Origin of the sequence: Micromonospora sp. NPDC048843, assembly GCF_040649965.1 — a bacterium.
GTDB classification, from domain to species: Bacteria; Actinomycetota; Actinomycetes; order Mycobacteriales; family Micromonosporaceae; genus Micromonospora; species Micromonospora hortensis.
This window is the reverse complement of sequence record NZ_JBEZGJ010000010.1, coordinates 1-17,514: the sequence shown is the minus strand read 5'-3', so window position 1 is coordinate 17,514 and position 17,514 is coordinate 1. Positions and strand designations below refer to the sequence as shown.

6 protein-coding genes are annotated in these 17,514 nt (G+C 66.2%); 4 read left to right on the top strand and 2 right to left on the bottom strand.

Annotated elements, in window-relative coordinates; all coding sequences use genetic code 11:
- Positions 1-1,279: 1,279 nt before the first annotated feature.
- Positions 1,280-1,456 carry a hypothetical protein gene (locus tag AB0C20_RS04345; RefSeq protein ID WP_357567308.1) on the bottom strand — a complete coding sequence of 59 codons (177 nt, stop codon included), beginning with the start codon at positions 1,454-1,456 and terminating at the stop codon, positions 1,280-1,282.
- A gap of 468 nt (positions 1,457-1,924) precedes the next feature.
- Between AB0C20_RS04345 and AB0C20_RS04340 the strand changes: the two genes are divergently transcribed.
- The 3 genes from AB0C20_RS04340 to AB0C20_RS04330 all read left to right on the top strand — a co-directional run bounded on the left by AB0C20_RS04340 (position 1,925) and on the right by AB0C20_RS04330 (position 15,554).
- Positions 1,925-8,212 carry a carboxypeptidase regulatory-like domain-containing protein gene (locus tag AB0C20_RS04340; protein WP_357567307.1) on the top strand — a complete coding sequence of 2,096 codons (6,288 nt, stop codon included), beginning with the start codon at positions 1,925-1,927 and terminating at the stop codon, positions 8,210-8,212.
- A gap of 23 nt (positions 8,213-8,235) precedes the next feature.
- Positions 8,236-14,580, top strand: a complete 6,345-nt coding sequence (locus tag AB0C20_RS04335) for an RHS repeat-associated core domain-containing protein (protein WP_357567306.1) — start codon at positions 8,236-8,238, stop codon at positions 14,578-14,580.
- A gap of 74 nt (positions 14,581-14,654) precedes the next feature.
- A complete protein-coding gene (locus AB0C20_RS04330) occupies positions 14,655-15,554 on the top strand; it encodes a hypothetical protein (protein ID WP_357567305.1) in 900 nt (299 codons plus the stop codon).
- Here the strand turns inward: AB0C20_RS04330 and AB0C20_RS04325 are convergent.
- Positions 15,544-15,828 carry a hypothetical protein gene (locus tag AB0C20_RS04325; RefSeq protein WP_357567304.1) on the bottom strand — a complete coding sequence of 95 codons (285 nt, stop codon included), beginning with the start codon at positions 15,826-15,828 and terminating at the stop codon, positions 15,544-15,546. The two genes, AB0C20_RS04330 and AB0C20_RS04325, sit on opposite strands and share 11 nt — an antisense overlap.
- 849 nt (positions 15,829-16,677) lie before the next feature.
- Here AB0C20_RS04325 and AB0C20_RS04320 point away from each other — a divergent pair.
- On the top strand, positions 16,678-17,514 hold an 837-nt coding region (locus tag AB0C20_RS04320), incomplete at its 3' end, for a tyrosine-type recombinase/integrase (protein WP_357567303.1).

The window sequence follows — 17,514 nt, the reverse complement described above, 5'->3', positions numbered from 1 at the left end:
TGGACCAGCCTGTCCGTCTGTCCATTGTGCGAGGCCGGGCTTCTCGTGCACTTCGATCATGACTGCTTCCACCAACCCTGGGAGGAGCCATGGGACATGAACTGGTCGTGGCCGGTCCCCGTTGACGGAGTTCAACAGCTGAACGCTGCTCTTGCCCGATGTCCAGATCCGCTGCATCCGTCGTGCGAGTGCCCTGTCCACCGGTCGTTGCGGGACAGCATCGAAAGCGCACCGCCACGTGAGGTTCCGCTGACGGTCGCGCTGACCGAGGAAGGGCTGCCACAGATTCGGTCAGCACCCATGCCGTGAGGCAGGCGCCACACGGTGACAGGGCCAGCGGGGGCGATCAGACCTGGCGGGATTCTGTGTGGCACCCCCGTTTACCCCCCGAAAACCCCGCCCAATCGTTGACGAAGGGTGACAAGGAGTGATGAGCGCCTGGCGGTGTCTTCGCAGCTCAGCGACCACTTTCGTCAAGCAATGACAAGCTTGGTTCGGTTACTGTTGGTAACAAGGGTTTTTGACAAGCAATGACAAGTCCTGAACGAGGCTCGACAAGAGGTCTTCGTGGGTTCAATTCCCTCGTTCCCCACGGGGACCTGGTCCCTGAGACGGAGGTCGCGTCGGTCGAGCAGGTTACTACAAGCGAGCCCGCTCGCGACGAGGTCGTAGCTAAGCGCAGAATGGCTCCGTGTCTCCACAGGAGGTTCCCACTCAACGCGGCGAGGACCCGCCGATGGTGAACGTGCATCGGAGTACGGCGTAGCGGGTCATAGCGGGCACGCGGTCCTAGCCATAGCCGCCAACTTGGCGAAGGCAGCCGAGACTCACGCCAGCCAGGCGACCACTGCGGCGGCCTCGGCGAAGAGATCCGCGGACGCCGTCGCAGCCTCGGCGCAGACCGCATGAACGCTGCGCCCGGGGCCACGTAGGCGTCGCGATGGTGCGCGGACAGGTCGTCCCCGACGAGGATGGCCTCCTCAACAAGGTCGAGCATGGCGGTGGTTGCGGGCCGGGCGCATAGGAGCTCGACCTCGGCAGCCCAGCTGTGACCGGCGCTCTCCACGTCGGCGATCTCCCACCTGCCAGTGGTTGCGTTCGAGGCGTAACGGATGACGGCCCGGAAGTCGCGCAGCCGCGTCTGACCCGTGCGGTGCAGCATGCCGGCCTCGGGCAGCAGCATTGTGACGAAGACGCGGTCGCGGACTGCGTGCCCCGCGACGAGGGCGGCAAGGTGCCGTTGCACCGCCCGAAGTTAGCCGGCGTGGTCGGGCTTGCATCAGGGCGGTGCTGGTTGGGTGGCAGCGCCTGAGAAGGCGACGCCAGCGTGCGACGCGGTCATCGCGACCGTGTGTGCGCTGTGGTCTTCGCTGACAATCCGGCAGTCGCGCTCAACGGTGAAGACGCCCTCGACGATGCCCGCCCGCGGCTGGAAGGCGATGCTGCGGTCGCGCACTCATCGCCTGGATCTGCCATCGGCCAGCTCCGGGTCTCCGACACCCGTTAGTTCCGATGACGGTGGCGTCGAGGTACAGCGAGGATCGCGTCCCCCTGCGCCAGTCGGGCAAGGCTGGTCCGCTTGCAGGCAGGTCGGTGCTACGTCAATCGAACCCCCGAACGTTCCACATCGGACCGTGCGAAGCGAGAGATCATCGATTAACTCACACTCGTTGATCAAAGGTTTAGCCGTCCCTAAGATCCGTTCAGGTTCTTTCGTGTCTCGGGGGGAAACAGCATGCGGCGACGTCCGGGTTCCAGGCTGCGAAGCAGCAGTAGGCTTGTCCTGGTCAGCGTTCTGGTAGCCAGCGGCGCGACGTTCGTGCCAGCACCGGGAGTCGCTGCTGTAGCCCCGAAGCCCGCTTGTCGCACCGAGGTCTTCGACGAAGCGGCTGCTCAGCGCGAAGCCGCGACCTGCGGCAAACCAGTGGAGATTCTGGCCGATCGCACCGAGGTGTCGCAGACCTGGGCGAACACCGACGGCTCGCAGACTGTCGAAATCGGCGTCGAGCCAGTGCGGGTGCGCAAAGGCAGCACCTGGGTGCCGGTCGACACCAGCCTCAAGGCCACCGCCAACGGCATCGTGCCACGCGCCTCGGCGCTGCCGCTCTCCTTCTCGGCCGGCGGTAATGGTCCGCTCGCCACTTTGAGCGACGGCGCCAAGGAACTCGCCGTCTCATTTCCGGGCACGCTGCCCAAGCCGGTGCTGGCCGGCGACACAGCGACCTACCGCGACGTATACCCCGGCGTTGACCTGAAGGTCGTGGCACAGAGCGTCGGCTTTACGGAGGAGCTTGTTGTCCGTACCCGGCAAGCCACCCGGAACCCGAAGCTCGCCTCGCTGACGTTTGGCCTTGCAACCAAGGGTGTGGAGGTCGAGGCCGACGCGACCGGCGCGCTCAGCGCCCGCGACAGCAAGGGCAAGGCGGTCTTCACCTCGCCGGCGCCATTCATGTGGGACTCATCGATTGACGGAGAAGCTGCCAAGTCGTCTCCTGAGGCACCGCAGGTCAAAGTCGGCGCTGATGCCGTGCGCAAGAAGGACGCACCCGAGCGTAAGGCCGTCAAGGAGCGCGCGCGGCGCGCTCCGATGAAGGTGTCGCTCGGCAAGTCGGACCTGACCGTCGTGCCGGACCAGGGCTTACTCACCGACCCCGACGCCAAGCTGCCGATCCACATCGATCCGGCCTGGACTGGCAGTGTCTCCGGCAGCAGCTGGACCTCGGTGTGGAGTAAGTACAAGTCCAGCTCGTTCTGGAAGAACTCCAGCGCGCTGACCGATGGCAAGAATTTCGGCTCCGCGGGAGTGGGTCGCACCGAGGACTGCTCCGGGTGCAGCGACCACATCATCCGCTCGCTGTTTCGGATGGACATCTCAAAGGTCAAGGGCAAGCACATCCTCGACGCGAAGTTCCGCATCGAGCAGCGGCAAGCTTGGACGTGCAGCCCCAAGTCGAACGCGAAACTGTGGCTGACCGGCGCGATCAGCGATAAGACCACCTGGAACAACCAACCAACCTGGTACAGCTCGTACACCGCCACCACCGCGGCCAACCGCAAGGTCGGCGCCGTGCACGGCTGCTCGGGCCCGGGTAGCGTCGAGTTCCCGGTGACCTCGATGGTGGCGCACTCGAACGCGTCGACCACGATGACCGTCGGCCTCAGGGCGATCGACGAGGGCACCAAGAACCAGTGGAAGCGGTTCAACCACTCGTCGCCGAAGCTGGCCATCACGTTCAACACCAAGCCCGGCACCCCCGGGGACCGTATGTCCGACGGCAGGGCCTGCGCCACCGGAGCGTCCCGACCCTACGTGCTTACCAGCACTCCGATCCTCGCCGCCAAGCAAACCGACCCGGACACCAGCCAGCAAAACCTGACCACCTCCTTCTATTGGTGGGCGGCAGGTGGCAGCGCCAATGAGACCAACAAGGTCTCGCAGGCGTCCGGTAACCCGTCCCCGGTTTCCAGGCCGATCCCGTCCGGCAAGCTCGCCGATAACACTGTCTACTACTGGAAATCGCGCACCTACGACGGCACCGACTACAGCGACTGGTCCGGCAACTGCGAGTTCATCGCTGACCTCAATCCGCCCGCTGCGCCGGCCTTGGTCACGTCGACCAGCTACCCGGCCGACGCGCCGACGGTGCCCGGTGCCGGCGGTGTCGGCCTGGGCGGCAAATTCATCATCGGTGCGCCCTCCAGCCGGCCGTCCGACATTGTGGCGTACGCCTACACCCTCGACTCGGGCGTGCAGGCAAGCGCGGCCCCGACGGTGGCCGCGAAGTCCGACTTCTCTGGAGAGATCCCCAACCTGATTCCGAAGAAGGACGGCGTCAACACGCTGCAGGTATGGAGCAAGGAGAAGTCCGGCCGCTTCTCGGCCACCCCGACCGTCTACAAGTTCAAGGTCAGGAGTGGGAAGGGGCCCGCTGCGTCGTGGGACTTCGACGAGGCGAGCGGTAATGCCCTGGACGGTACGAACCACGGCAACACACAGACCCTTGCCGGGAGCGCGACCCGGGTTGCGGGTCGCTCCGGCGTTGGTCAGGCGCTGTCACTCAACGGCACCACGGCGTACGCGTCCCAGACCGGTGCTGTGCACTTCCCACACCCGGACACCGAGGCGACCACCAACGTGGCCACCAATTCCACCTTCACCGTCGCGGCCTGGGTCAAGCTCGCCGCCACCGGCGGCACCGTGCAGCGCTCGGTGATCTCGGCGAACGGAGCGCAGGCCTCGGCGTACACGCTCGGCTACTCGCCGACGGACAACAAGTGGCGCTTCGCGATGGCCGGCTCGGATGTCGCCAACGCGACGCAGTTCCAAGCCCTGTCCAATGCGGCGCCGACGGCCGGCAAATGGACTCACATCGCTGGCACGTTCGACGTGTCCACGAAGAAGTTGACCCTGTTCGTCAACGGCGTCGCGCAGACCACCACCGCCACGCTGACCGGTGGGTTCAACGCCACCACCGACGTGACGATTGGCCGGCGCAAGCTCAACGGTGCCGCCGACGGCTACTTCACAGGGCAGCTTGACGACGTCGCCGTCTACCCGTTCGCGGTGCCGACGGCCGACCTCGCGCTGCTCACGGCGCCCCTGCCACCGACGGTGACGCTCCCGGGCTCGACCGCACCGGCGATCGGCACTGCGTCGACGGTGCGGATGAGTGCCGGCGGCGATACCAACGTCACCTCGTACAAGTACAGCTCCCCCTCGGCGATCCTCGATAAGACGGCCACACCAGCCACTGCTGGCGCGACCGCCGACGGCTCGATAACCCCGACTGCGGCCGGCACCACCACGGTGTACGCCCGGTCGGTCGGCGCCAACGGCGCGCTCAGCCAGATCGGTACCGCCGAGATCCAGGTGACCGGCGGCGGCATGCTCAGCGGCATCGTGCTCGATGACGTCGACTTCCTGCCGATGGCGGGCGCCACCGTCACGCTCACACCGGGCGGACGCACCACCACAACCGCCGCCGACGGCAGCTACACGTTCACCAACGTGCCCAACGGACAGGTGACCGTCACGGCGACGGTCGGTGGCCGGTGCGGCAAGCGTTTCACCATCACGTTTACCCTCAACGGCGACACGTGGCAGGACCTGGTCGTCACCGACCCGACCGACGACCTTGGCTACACCTGCGACGAGGCCACCGCGACGTTCGTCTCGGCCACCAACGCCGTCGCGCTCACCGGCGACGACGCCATCACCTCGGTGAATCTGCCGTTTACCTTCCCCTTCTACGGCCACACCTACCGCTCGGCGTGGGTGGACACCAACGGCGTGATCTCGTTTACTGACCCGGGCGGATCACGACCCGGCGACGGCAAGTCGCTGCCTGGGACCGCGATGCCGGACGGCCTGGTCGCGCCGTTCTGGGACGACCTGTTGGTCGATTCCGCGTCGAGCGTTAATTCCACCAGTACGACGTCCTCATTCGTCATCGAATGGCGCAACGTGCTGCGTAAGGGCACCACGAGTGAACGGCTGTCTTTCGAGGCTGTACTCACCCCTGACGGCAAGGTGACGTTCAACTACAGCGGGCTGGACAACGACAACGAACGCGGCGCCAAGGCTGTGGTCGGGATCGAGGCGCCAAACGGCGCGGACGGCCTGACCTATGCGGCGAGCGAGGCGGTGCTGGTCCCCGGTAGGACGGTGACGTTCGTGACGCCGGCCGAGATGGACATCCCATCCACCTTCTCGCTGTCCGGCAAGGTCCTGAGCATGACCGGTGCCGCGGTCTCCGGTGCGAAGGTGACGCTCGACCCGCTTGGTTTGACGGCTACCAGTGCGACCGACGGCACCTACCGGTTCGACGGGTTGACCGCGGACACGTACACGGTCTACTCGGCCCAGAACCAGAATTGCCCGCAGGTCGCCCAAGCGATCGTCGCCCTGACCGCGAACACTGTCAGGGACCTGCAGCGGGCGCTCGACTACGGCGGCATGGGGTATGCCTGCGCCCAGGTGACCGGCACCTTTACCGCGGCGAACAATGTGGTGGCGGCTCTGACTGGAGACGACGCTACGACCAGTGTCGCCTTCCCGTTCAGCTTCCCTTTCCACGGCCAGACCTACACCTCGGCCACCGTCAGCACCAACGGATTCCTCACCTTCGGTAGCGCGCTCGGCACCGACACCTGGGCGAACCCGACGATGCCCACGCTGGCCGCGCCGAACGCCGTGGTCGCCCCATTCTGGGACGACCTGGAGATCGACTCCTCGGCGAGTGTGCGCACCGACACGATCGGTACCGCGCCCAACCGCAAGTTCGTTGTCGAGTGGCGAAACGCCAAGTTCCGCCCGAGCGGCCCCGACCGGATCACGTTCGAGGCGGTGTTCAGCGAGACCACCGGGTTGATCGCCTTCAACTACGGCACGCTGAGTAGCGCGCTTCAGCAGGGCGCCGCTGCGACCATCGGTATCGAAAACCTGTCCGGCACCGTGGCTAGCCTGTTCTCGTTCCAGGAGGCCGCACTCGATTCCGCCAGCACGATCACCTTCACCCCGAACACTCCGGGCACCATCAGCGGCACTGCCACCGTGGCGGTGACCGGGGGACCCGCCGCGGGCCTAACGGTCAGTCTCATCCCGAGTGGCCGGACGACGGTCACCGACGCGAGCGGCAACTACTCCTTCGGCGACGTCCCAGTCGGCGAATACACCGTGCAGGTGGCAACCGGCACCAGCCAGTGCGCCGGACGGTACGCCAGAAGCGTCGTCGATACCCCCGGCGGCCTCACGGACGTGGACCTGTCGGTGATGACCGACGGAGACGAGTTCGGTTACAAGTGCACCTCCGGTGCGACCACGTTCATCCCCGGCACTGTCACCGAGGACTGGACCGGCGACGAAACCACCTGGCAGAAGAACCCGCCGTTCCCGATCAAGTTGTACGGCGCGGCCTACACCTCGGCCTGGATCAACTCCAACGGTGTTATTGCGTTCAAGGACCCGCTGTATTTCGGCTGGATCGGCCCGGCGAACAACGAGTTGCCCACGCCCGGTGCCGAGGGATTGCCGGACGCCGCGGTCTACCCGTTCTGGGATGACCTGGGCGTGGATGCCGCCGCGAGCATCGCCACGGCGACGACAGGCACCGCGCCCAACCGCAAGTGGGTGGTGGAGTTCCGTAACGTCTACCTGTACGCCGACAAGAATGTCCGTCTCACCTTCGAGGCGATCTTCTCGGAGGACGGGACGATCTCCTTTGCGTACGGGTCGATTCCATCGACGAACGCGATCGCGCGAGGCAACAGCGCCACGGTCGGCATCGAGAACGGGAGCGGCACGCTCGGCTTTCAGTACCTGTTCAAGGAGGCGCTGCTCGGCGGCGGACAGGGCGTGACGTTCGTGCCCAGCCAGCCCGGCGTCGGCGCGATCAAGGGCACAGTGACATGCCAGGGCAGCCCGGTGAGCGGGGCCACGGTAAGCGCGGGCGGCATCACCGGTACCACCCCGGCCGACGGCACGTACCGCCTGAACAACGTGCCGGCCGGGGACTACGCGGTCATCGCGACGCAGACCGGGACCTGCGGCGGCTCCTCGGTCGGCCGGGCCACCGTCGGCACCAACAGCGAGCAAGTGACCGACTTCGGGCTCGCGGCCACGTCTGCCTTCAGCGGCTACACCGTCACCGAGGAACCCGTCGGGTGGACACCCGCCGATACGGCGGTCCTGCCGCTGACTGGCGACGAAGCGATCACCAAGGTCACCCTGCCCTTCCCGGTCACCCACTATGGCAAGACGTACACGTCGATGTGGGTGGACACCAACGGCTTAGTTGCCTACACGGATCCGGAGACGTCGTCGTCCGACGCCTGGCCAATCCCGTCACCCCGCAACCCGGCAGAGCCGAACAACGCGGTCTACCCCTTCTGGCACGACTGGGTGGTCGACGCCTCGGCCAGCGTCCGCACCGCGACCCGCGGCACCGCCCCGAACCGGCAGTTCGTCACCGAATGGCGCAATGTGGCGTCCTACGAGGACCCGAACACCCGGGTTTCCTTCCAGCTGATCATCGACGAGGCGAGCGGCTACCGGTTCGCCTACGACGACATCGATGGCACGTTCCTCGAACTGGGTGGTGGCGCCACCATCGGCATCGAGAACGAGGACGGTACCGCCGCCCTTCAGTACGCGTACCGAGCTCCCGTCCTGCGACCTGGCCTCGGCCTGCGCCTCACCGCCCCGACCGCCTGATCCGGAAACTGAGGCTGATCCCGGTGAACGACCACGAGATCCTCGAATACCTGTGCCGTGATCGGCCGTTCGGCCGTTTGCGGGCGGTGGTCGCGGCGGTACTCGCCACGGCGCTCCTGCTGTCGATGTCCCAGCCGGTCCTGGCGGCCACGCCGAGGCCACCGGCCACCTCTACGGCAGCGCCGAAGCCGCCAGTGAAGCCGGTCGCCAGCGTGCCGGTCGAGGAGGTGAAGTCCACTCCGGCCGCTGCTCCACAGGGTGGCAAGCCAGCCTCTGCCCAGCCGGCGCCAAACTGGCCGGCGGCCGGTGCCGCGGAATTTGATCTGACCAGCACCGCCCTGCTCACCGCCAAAGCGGGCACCCTTCCGGTGACCGTCCGTCCGGTTGCGGGTGCGAAGCTGGCCGCCGGGCCGAACAAGGTCAGGGTGTCCGTCTACGACCGGGCCGCAACCGACAAGGCCGGCGTGCGCGGCGTTCTGCTCGATATACGCCGCGCCGACGGCACGACCACCGCGGGCAGGGTCGACGTGAGCGTCGGTTACCAGGCCTTCCGCGCGGCCTACGGCGGCGACTGGGCCAACCGGCTGCGCCTGGTGAGCCTCCCGGCCTGCGCATTGACCACCCCCGGCAGGGCCGGATGCACCGGTACGCCGCTGCCAAGCAAGAACGATTCGCGGGCGGGAACGGTCAGCGCCACCGTCACGTCGAGCGTCGCCACCACGTTAATCGCCCTGGAGGCAGGCGCGTCCGGCAAGGCGGGTAGTTTCGCGGCTACCTCGCTGTCGGCCGCCTCAACCTGGTCGGCTGGTGGCAACTCGGGCAACTTCTCGTGGGACTACCCGATGCACGCGCCGCCCTCGCTCGGCGGCCCGGCACCGTCGATCGGGCTCTCCTACTCATCCCAGTCGGTGGACGGCCGGCACGCGGCCAGCAACAACCAGCCATCCTGGGTCGGCGAAGGCTTCGAGGCGTGGCCCGGCTTCATCGAGCGCCGTTACCGCAGCTGTGCCGACGACATGGACGGTGATCACAACAACAGCAAAGAGACTAGCGACCTCTGCTGGGCCACCGACAACGCGACGCTGTCGCTGGCTGGTCATTCCGGTGAGCTGATCTACAACGCCACCGACAAGTACTGGCACCTACGTAACGACGATGGCACCAAGGTTGAGCGGCGTGTCGGCGCGGACAACGGTGACAACGATGGCGAGCACTGGCTGGTCACCACTCCGGAGGGCCTCCAGTGGTGGTTCGGCCTGAACAAGCTGCCCGGGGCCGGATCGCAGCGCACCCAGTCCACCTGGACGGTTCCGGTCTTCGGTAACCACGCGAACGACGAGTGCCACGCCGCCGAATTCAAGGACTCGTGGTGCCAGCAAGGCTGGAGGTGGAACCTCGACTACATTGTTGACCTGCGGGGTAACACTGGTTCCTACTGGTATGCCACGGAGACTAATAAGTACGCCCGCAACTTCACCGACGCGGACGCCACTGACTACATCCGCGGTGGTCACCTGACGCGCATCAACTACGGCACCCGGCAGATCAGCGGTAAGGACAACATCTTCACCGCCAACTCCCCTCAGCAGATCACGATCGGCGTCGACAACCGGTGCCTGTCCTCTTGTTCTACGCACGACGCCGCGCATTGGCCGGACACCCCATGGGACCAGGAGTGCACCAAGTCACCCTGTACGCACTACCAGCCGACGTTCTGGTCAGAAAAGCGGCTCTCCACGGTGACCACCCAGGTCCGCAACGGAAGCGGATACCGCGATGTGGAGCGCTGGACGCTTAGCCACTCCTTCCCCGACCCGGGGGACACGACGCGGGCCGGCATGTGGCTCGAACGGATCTCGCACGTCGGCCTGGCCAAGGGCACCCCCACCAAGCCGGACCTCGAGCCCATGCCGGACGTCGAGCTCAGCTGGGTCCAGCTGAGCAACCGGGTCGACACCATCGACGACTCACCGGCGATGAACTGGATGCGTCTAACCAAGATCCGCACAGAGGCCGGTGGCACGATAAACGTCGACTACTCCGACCCTGAGTGCGTCGCCGGCACCAAGGTTCCGACCGAGCCGTCGGCGAACACGCTTCGGTGCTACCCGGTGCGTTGGACTCCGGAAGGGCTCAAGGACCCGATCATCGACTACTTCCACAAGTACGTCGTGAAGACCGTCTACGAAATTGACCAGACCGGCGGAGTTCCGCCCAATGGCAGCCCCCGCGTCGTGCACAACTACACCTACGAGGACCCCGCCTGGCACTACGACGACGACGACGGACTGATTGACCCGAAGGACAAAACCTGGTCCGACTGGCGTGGCTACCGTGCCGTCACCGTAGTCGACGGTGACCCGGGCGAGCAGAGCTCGACCACGACCCGGTACTTCCAAGGCATGCACGGCGACAAGCTGCCCTCCGGCAAACGGACCGTCACCATCACCGGGGCCGGAGTGCCGACGGTCAACGACGAGGACGCGTTCTCGGGCACCGTCCGGGAGACCATCGTCAATAACGGGCCGGGCGGGGCCGAGGTCTCCCGCACGGTGGTCGAGCCGTGGCAGTCGGCGGTGACCGCCGCCCGAACCATCAACAACGACACTGTCGAGGCCCGTTTCGTCAGTATTTTGGCCACGTATAACCGGGTCGCGCTCGACGGCGGTCGGGGGACGCGGGTCAGCGGCTCCCGCAACGTCTTCGACAACCGTGGCATGGTCGTGGCCGTGGACGACGCCGGCGATCTAGGAGTGACCGGTGACGAGTCGTGCACGAAAACCAGTTTCGAACCGCGCAACACCGATGGCTGGCTGCTGAACGCCTACAACCGGAAGCAGACCTTCGCGGTCACCTGCGCTCAAGCGGCCAACCCGTCGTCGCTGTCCGAGAGCCAGGTAATCACCGACGAGCGGGTCAGCTTCGACGGGCACGTCTTCGGTGCCACGCCGACCGTCGGCGCGATCACCAAGACGGAACGGATGTCCGCCTGGAACAACGGATCACCCAGCTATCTACAGATGTCGCGCGCCGACTACGACGAGCACGGCAGGGTCCGGCATCAGTACGACCCGTACGACAAGGTGACCACCACGGACTACCAGCCGGTCACCGACGGTCCGGTCACGCAGACGACCGTGACAAACACCCTCGACCACGTCGCCGTGGCGACCGTCGATCCGGCCTGGGGCCAGCCGCTCAGTCAGCTCGACCCGAACCTCAAGCGCACCGACTTCGAGTACGACGGTCTCGGCCGTACCGTCAAAGTCTGGCAGCCCGGCCGGGACAAGGACACGCAGACCGCGTCGATCATCTACTCGTACCAGATGCGCACGAACGCGGTGAACGTCGTGTCGACCGCGTCGCTGAACGTCAACGGCGACTACGTCACCACCTACGCGATGTACGACGGCCTACTGCGTGCCCGGCAGACGCAGGCGCCGTCACCGTCGGGCGGCCGGCTGCTGACCGACACGTTCTACGACACCGCAGGCCGAAAGGTCAAGGACTACGACCGCTACTACAACAGCGGCGAGCCGGGGACGACGCTGGTCACCGCCACGGACCGGACCTATCCACCCAACCAGACCCGGGTGGTCTATGACGGGGCCGGCCGTGGTGTCGCCACCATCTTCCAGCCCTACAACAAGGAGAAGTGGCGCACGACCGTCGCGTACGGCGGCGACCACACCGACGTCACACCGCCCCTCGGCGGTACCGCCAACTCGACCTACACCGACGCGCAGGGGCGTGACCGCAGCGTCCGGCAGTACAAGGGTGGCACGCCCACCGGCGCGTACGAGCAAACGACGTTCCACTACGACAGCAAGGGTCAGCAGGACCTGATCACCGACAACCTGGGCAACGAGTGGAAGTACACCTACGATCTACTTGGCCGCAAGATCTCCAGCGTCGACCCCGACCGGGGCGAGACCAAGTCGACCTACGACAACGCCGATCGTCTGCTGACGACGACCGACCAGCGCGGCAAGGTACTCGCGTACCAGTACGACGTCCTCGGCCGGAAGATCGGGCTGTACGACGACAAGATTCAGGCCCAGGCCCGGGCCCGGTGGACGTACGACACGGTGGCCAAGGGGCAACTAACCCAGAGTGTCCGCTACTCCGGAACAGCCGCGTACACCATCAAGATCACCGGCTACAGCGACCGATACCAGCCGACCGGGCAGGACATCACCATCCCGAGCACCGAAACCGGGCTCAACGACACCTACCACTTCGACACGACATACGGCATCGACGGCACGGTACTCGCCTCCAGCTACCCGGCAAAGGGCGGCCTGTCCGCCGAGACGGTCAGCTTCAAGTACGACGAGACGCTCGGCCTGGGCAACCGCATGACGACCGTCTACGGCACAAGCGAATTCAGTTACGTGGCGGACACCGACTACAACGCACTCGGGCAGGTGGATAAGTACGACTTCTACACCGGCCTCTACTCGAAAACCGGCAGCCACGTTAAACAGACGTTCAGCCGGGAGCTGGAGACGGGCCGGCTGACGGGGATCCGCACCGACCGAGAGCTCGTGTCGCCGTACACCGTCTCCGACGTGCAGTACTCCTATAACGCGGCGGGTGACGTCACGCAGGTCAAGGACGTGGCGGCGGCAGGCAGCACCGACACCCAATGCTTCACGTACGACTACCTGCGCCGCATGAGCCAGGCCTGGACGCCGGCGAGCAACGAATGCCAGGCCACGCCGAGTGTCAGCACGCTCGGCGGTCCCGCGAAGTACTGGCTGTCCTGGCAGTACGACACGGTCGGCAACCGGACCAAGGAGATGGACCAGAGCACCGCCGGAGCCACCCGGACGACCGATTACAAGTACCCGGCTGCCAAGGCGAAGCAGCCGCACGCCCTTCAGTCCACGACCACGACGGTCGGTGCTGGGGCCGCTACGACGGCTGCCTACTTCTATAACCAGACCGGTGAGATGACCACCCGGCCGGGAGCCGGTGGCGCGCAGACGATGGACTGGGACAGCGAGGGACGGCTGACCAGCAGCACCGACACCGCGGGCACCACCACATACCTGTACGACGCTCAGGGGAACCGCTTAATTAGCCGGGATGCGAAGGGCAGGACGCTCTACCTGCCGAACATGGAGATCCGCTTCACGGCGGCCACCTCCGCCCGTACGGCCACCCGCTACTACTCGTTCGCCGGCAACGTAATCGCCTCGCGCGTGACGGCCGGCTTCACCTGGCTGACGGCCGACGCGAAGGGCACGAGCCAGGTGGCGATCAACCCGGTAACCCAGGCTACCCAGGTGCGTCGGCAGACCCCGTTCGGCAGTTCGCGAGGAGCCGCCATCACCTGGCCGAACGGCAAGGGATTCATCGGTGGCGACGCCGACGCCACCGGACTGACCCACCTCGGCTCGCGTGAGTACGATCCCACCCTGGGCCGATTCATCTCGGTCGACCCGATCCAGGATATGAAAGATCCGCAGCAGTGGAACGGATACAGCTACGCAAACAGCAGCCCGGTGACGTTCTCCGACCCCTCCGGCACCCGGATTCCCCCGGAGGACTGCCCGAACCGTGACTGCAGCGTCCCCGCCGCACCGACTCCGTCGAACCCGGGCCCGCCGGTTGGCGGCGACCCCGAAGCTGCGGCACGTCTGGCGGAAGAAATCGGGGAGAGCACGGTGGGTAAGGGCCGCACCTCGGCACATGACACGGCAATTGCGCTGCGGGTCCTCGACCTGCAACGGCAGTTCGAAGGCAAGGCCTGGATCACCACAAATCTCGGTAATTCCGCCGGAGCGGACCTGGTCTGCTGGAACTGTGCCGCGATCAAGAGCGAAGGTGCCGAACAAGAGGTCTGGGTCTGGGAGATCAAGGCGCAGAGACAGAGTTTGAGCACGGCCAACAAGAGCATGGAACACGGCATGAAATGGGCTCGAAACCATATTCTTCGGGGCTGGACCGCCAGTGGTCCGAAAAGAGTCGCCCAGGGCCCACCGTTCCCCACGCCGAGCTCCGGTGTCAACAACCAGAAGGTGAGCCAGGTGGTGACCGTCTACTCCGATCCGGGATCGACCGAAGAAGACCCGACCGGCATCGAGTACTACCGCACCAACGACTTCAAGGAGAAGGTTCCGCGAGGTCACCAGCTACGGAAGAACACCGAGGACGCCTTCGACGCGACTGACGACTCGGATCGGGACACCGAGCGCCACATCACGAAGGCACAGGACACCGGCGTCAAGGATGACCCGGTCTCGGGATGGGCCATCGCCGGTGGTATTGGTCTTGTCGTGGCCTTCGGCGGCTGGGCAGTCGTCAGCGGTGGGGCAGCCGCGGTGGTTCTGACCCAGGCGGACTTCGCACTCGCCCGCTGACGGGCGGCGGCGGAGTAACAGGAGACGGGAGAACGGAAGTGAGCATGGCCGGTGGACGACGGGAGCGTTGCACGGTGATGTTGACCGTGCCGGTGGGCCCGGAGCGCGAGCGTGTGGTCCGGGCGGCCCGGCGCTGGTTCGAGCTGTGCCCGCACCGACTGCACGGCGCGTTCGGCGCCGCCGTGCGGGCGATGCCGCCGGGTGACCTTGATTCGCCCGAGTCGCCACCCGGTACGGTGTACGCCTCGGTGGGTACCGCCGTGTTCGATGATCTTCACCGGGAGCCCCGCGAGTGGACCCAGGTCTACTCGCCGGGGTCGTGGGACGAACTGCTGCGTCGCCTCGGCGATCTTCCGGACGTGGCCTCGTTCGAGGCGAAGACTTGGGATGAGCAGGGACGGTTGAACCGGCCGAGTTTTCTCGTGAGTTCGGTCAGCGGCGGGGGCTACGTTGATCTCGTCAGCACCATCGACGACGCGGTGGCCGGTGATCCTGGCGGGGAGCGGGCGCTTCTGGCGACTGTCCGCGAGGTGGCGGAGTTGGCCGCTCCGCTGGCGGTTGCCGTCGCGGTGCGGGGTTCGCTGACGGATACGCCGCTGGAGGTGGCGCTCAGCCGATCCCCGACTGACTATCGTAAGCGTCCCGCTGAGGTGCTGCGCAACTATGGGTGGCTGACCGTGCTCAGCGACGAGATGGCCGAGCGGGTCGGCGGTGCGGATCGCCTAAGCGCGTCGGGCGCGTTCGTCGAGGTGGAGCCGCTCGCTGCGGGTGGCTGGTGGCTCCAGGCGACGGAAACCTGGGACGAGTACGGCCCGGAGCAGGCGAACCGCCTCTTCGAGCTCCTCGCGCCGGTGCTGCCGGCGGGCCGGCCGGAGATGACGCAAAGGCGGTTCCCGACGATCGCGGATCCACCGGTTCTGGTGACACTGCCGAACGTGGTGGCCGAACGCGACCCACGGGAAATCACCGGCTGAGTTCCCGCAGTCGAATGTCGTCGAAGGCTTGGTCGGCGAGAACCGGCGCGATCGTCCGGAGCGCCGCCGCGGTCCGCAGTGTGGGCTGGAATCCTGCGCAGGCATCACAGTCATCGCCACTGCAGGTGTACAGCGGAAAGAGCTTGGCGAAGTCGGGCTCCGCGGCGAGGTTGAAGCCGTCCTCGTCAACCTCGACCACAGAATGGCGCGCTGACGACTGCACGTCCGGCCTGTCGGCATTGATGTGGGGCGTCGGCGAGTCAGTCGACCGCATCACCCTGACTCTTCCGTCGGACCTCCGCACTGACGTCGGCGAGGCTTTGACCCGTGTGAGCGGCAAGGTCGCACTGGCCCCGCTGTCATCTGTGGTCGCCCGAGCAATCGACCAGGCTGTCGGTGGCGCGGCCCTTGCCGTCCACATCCATGCCGGGGATCGGGATTCCCTCGTTGGCGTTGGCCAGAGCACCGCGTCGCCTCAGAGGGCCCTCCGGTCCCGGTCGCCCGCCCGTGTATGTGTCGCGCTTGAAATCCTGGTCCGGGTTTCCCTGGTGGCCGGGCTGGCCCTTTGACCTGCGCGCATAGGTCAGCGTTTCGTCGATCGGCCCCACCGAGGCTGTTCGAGCCGGCGGTTCCGCAGCGTTGGCATTCGTCGATCGTGGCAACCTGCCGCCGGTGCATTGCGTGCGGCCCGGCTGCCCGAGGGTTCCGGTGACGGTTGTACTGGCCGAGGAGGGGCTGGCACAGGGTCAGTCAGTACGCATGCTGTGAGGCGGGCGCGGCACGGTGGCAGGGGCCATCGGGGGGGCGATCAGACCAGGCGGGGTTCTGTGTGGGGCCCCCGTTTACTCCCCGAAAACCCCGCCTAATCGTTGACGAAGGGTGACAAGGGGCGATAAGCCCCTGGCGGTGTCTCTCCAGCTCAGTGACCACTTTCGGCAAGCAATGACAAGCTTGGTTCGGTTACTGTTGGTAACAAGGGGTCGTCGGTTCGAATCCGGCCGTCCCGACAGCGAGAGGGTTTCCACAGGTCAGAGCCTGTGGGAACCCTCTTTTTCGTGTTCATGGTGGTTCGTCGAGGTCGAGCACGCCGCTTATCGACCCCTTGACTCGACGGGTGACCGACATGGCTCTACTGGACCTCACCAAGCTCACGACCGACCTGTCCTCGACCTGGGCGGGATACCTGCGCGACTGGGACCGGACGCTGCGGGCGGGCAACTACCCGGAGACGACGCGGTACAACTACCTCCTCGCCGCCGCGCAGTTGGCCCGCTACCTGGCCGAGCATTCGCCCGACCCTGATGCCGCCGACGCCGCGGAGGACCCCACCGAGGTGACCCGGGGGCATGCGGAGGCGTTCCAGGCGTGGATGATCGAGACCCGGTCCGCGTCGACCGCGCTGAACAAGCACAAAGGTCTACAGCAATTCTTCAAGTGGTTGCTGGCTGAGGAGGACATCGACCGCGCTCCAATGGACCGGGTCCGACAGCCCAAGACACCACAGAAGCTGATCCCGATCATCCGGGACGAGGACACGAAGAAGCTCCTCGACGCCTGCAAGGGCAAGACCTTCCCGCACCTGCGTGACGAGGCGATCATCCGCCTGTACTACAACACCGGAGCGCGTCTGTCGGAGGTCGGCAATCTCCTGCTCGACGACGTCGACCTGAATACGGAGTCGGTGCATTACCACGGCAAGGGTGCCAAGGACCGCCGGGTGCGGTTCGGGCCGAAGACGGCCCGGGCCATCAGCCGGTACCTCCGGGCGCGCGGCAAACACAAGGGTTCGGAGCTGCCGGATCTGTGGCTCGCCGACCGCGGCGGCCGGAGGTTGGCGGCCAACGGCATCAAGATTCGCCTGAAGCGGTTGGGTCTCGCCGCTGGTGTGGCGAATGTGCACGCCCACCGCTGGCGGCACAACTTCGCCCACGAGTGGAAGCGTGCCGGCGGAAATACCGGC

Coding starts and splice junctions, on each gene's coding strand:
- AB0C20_RS04325 (WP_357567304.1), bottom strand. CDS start 15,828: ATGCGGTCGACTGACTCGCCGACGCCCCACATCAATGCCGACAGGCCG.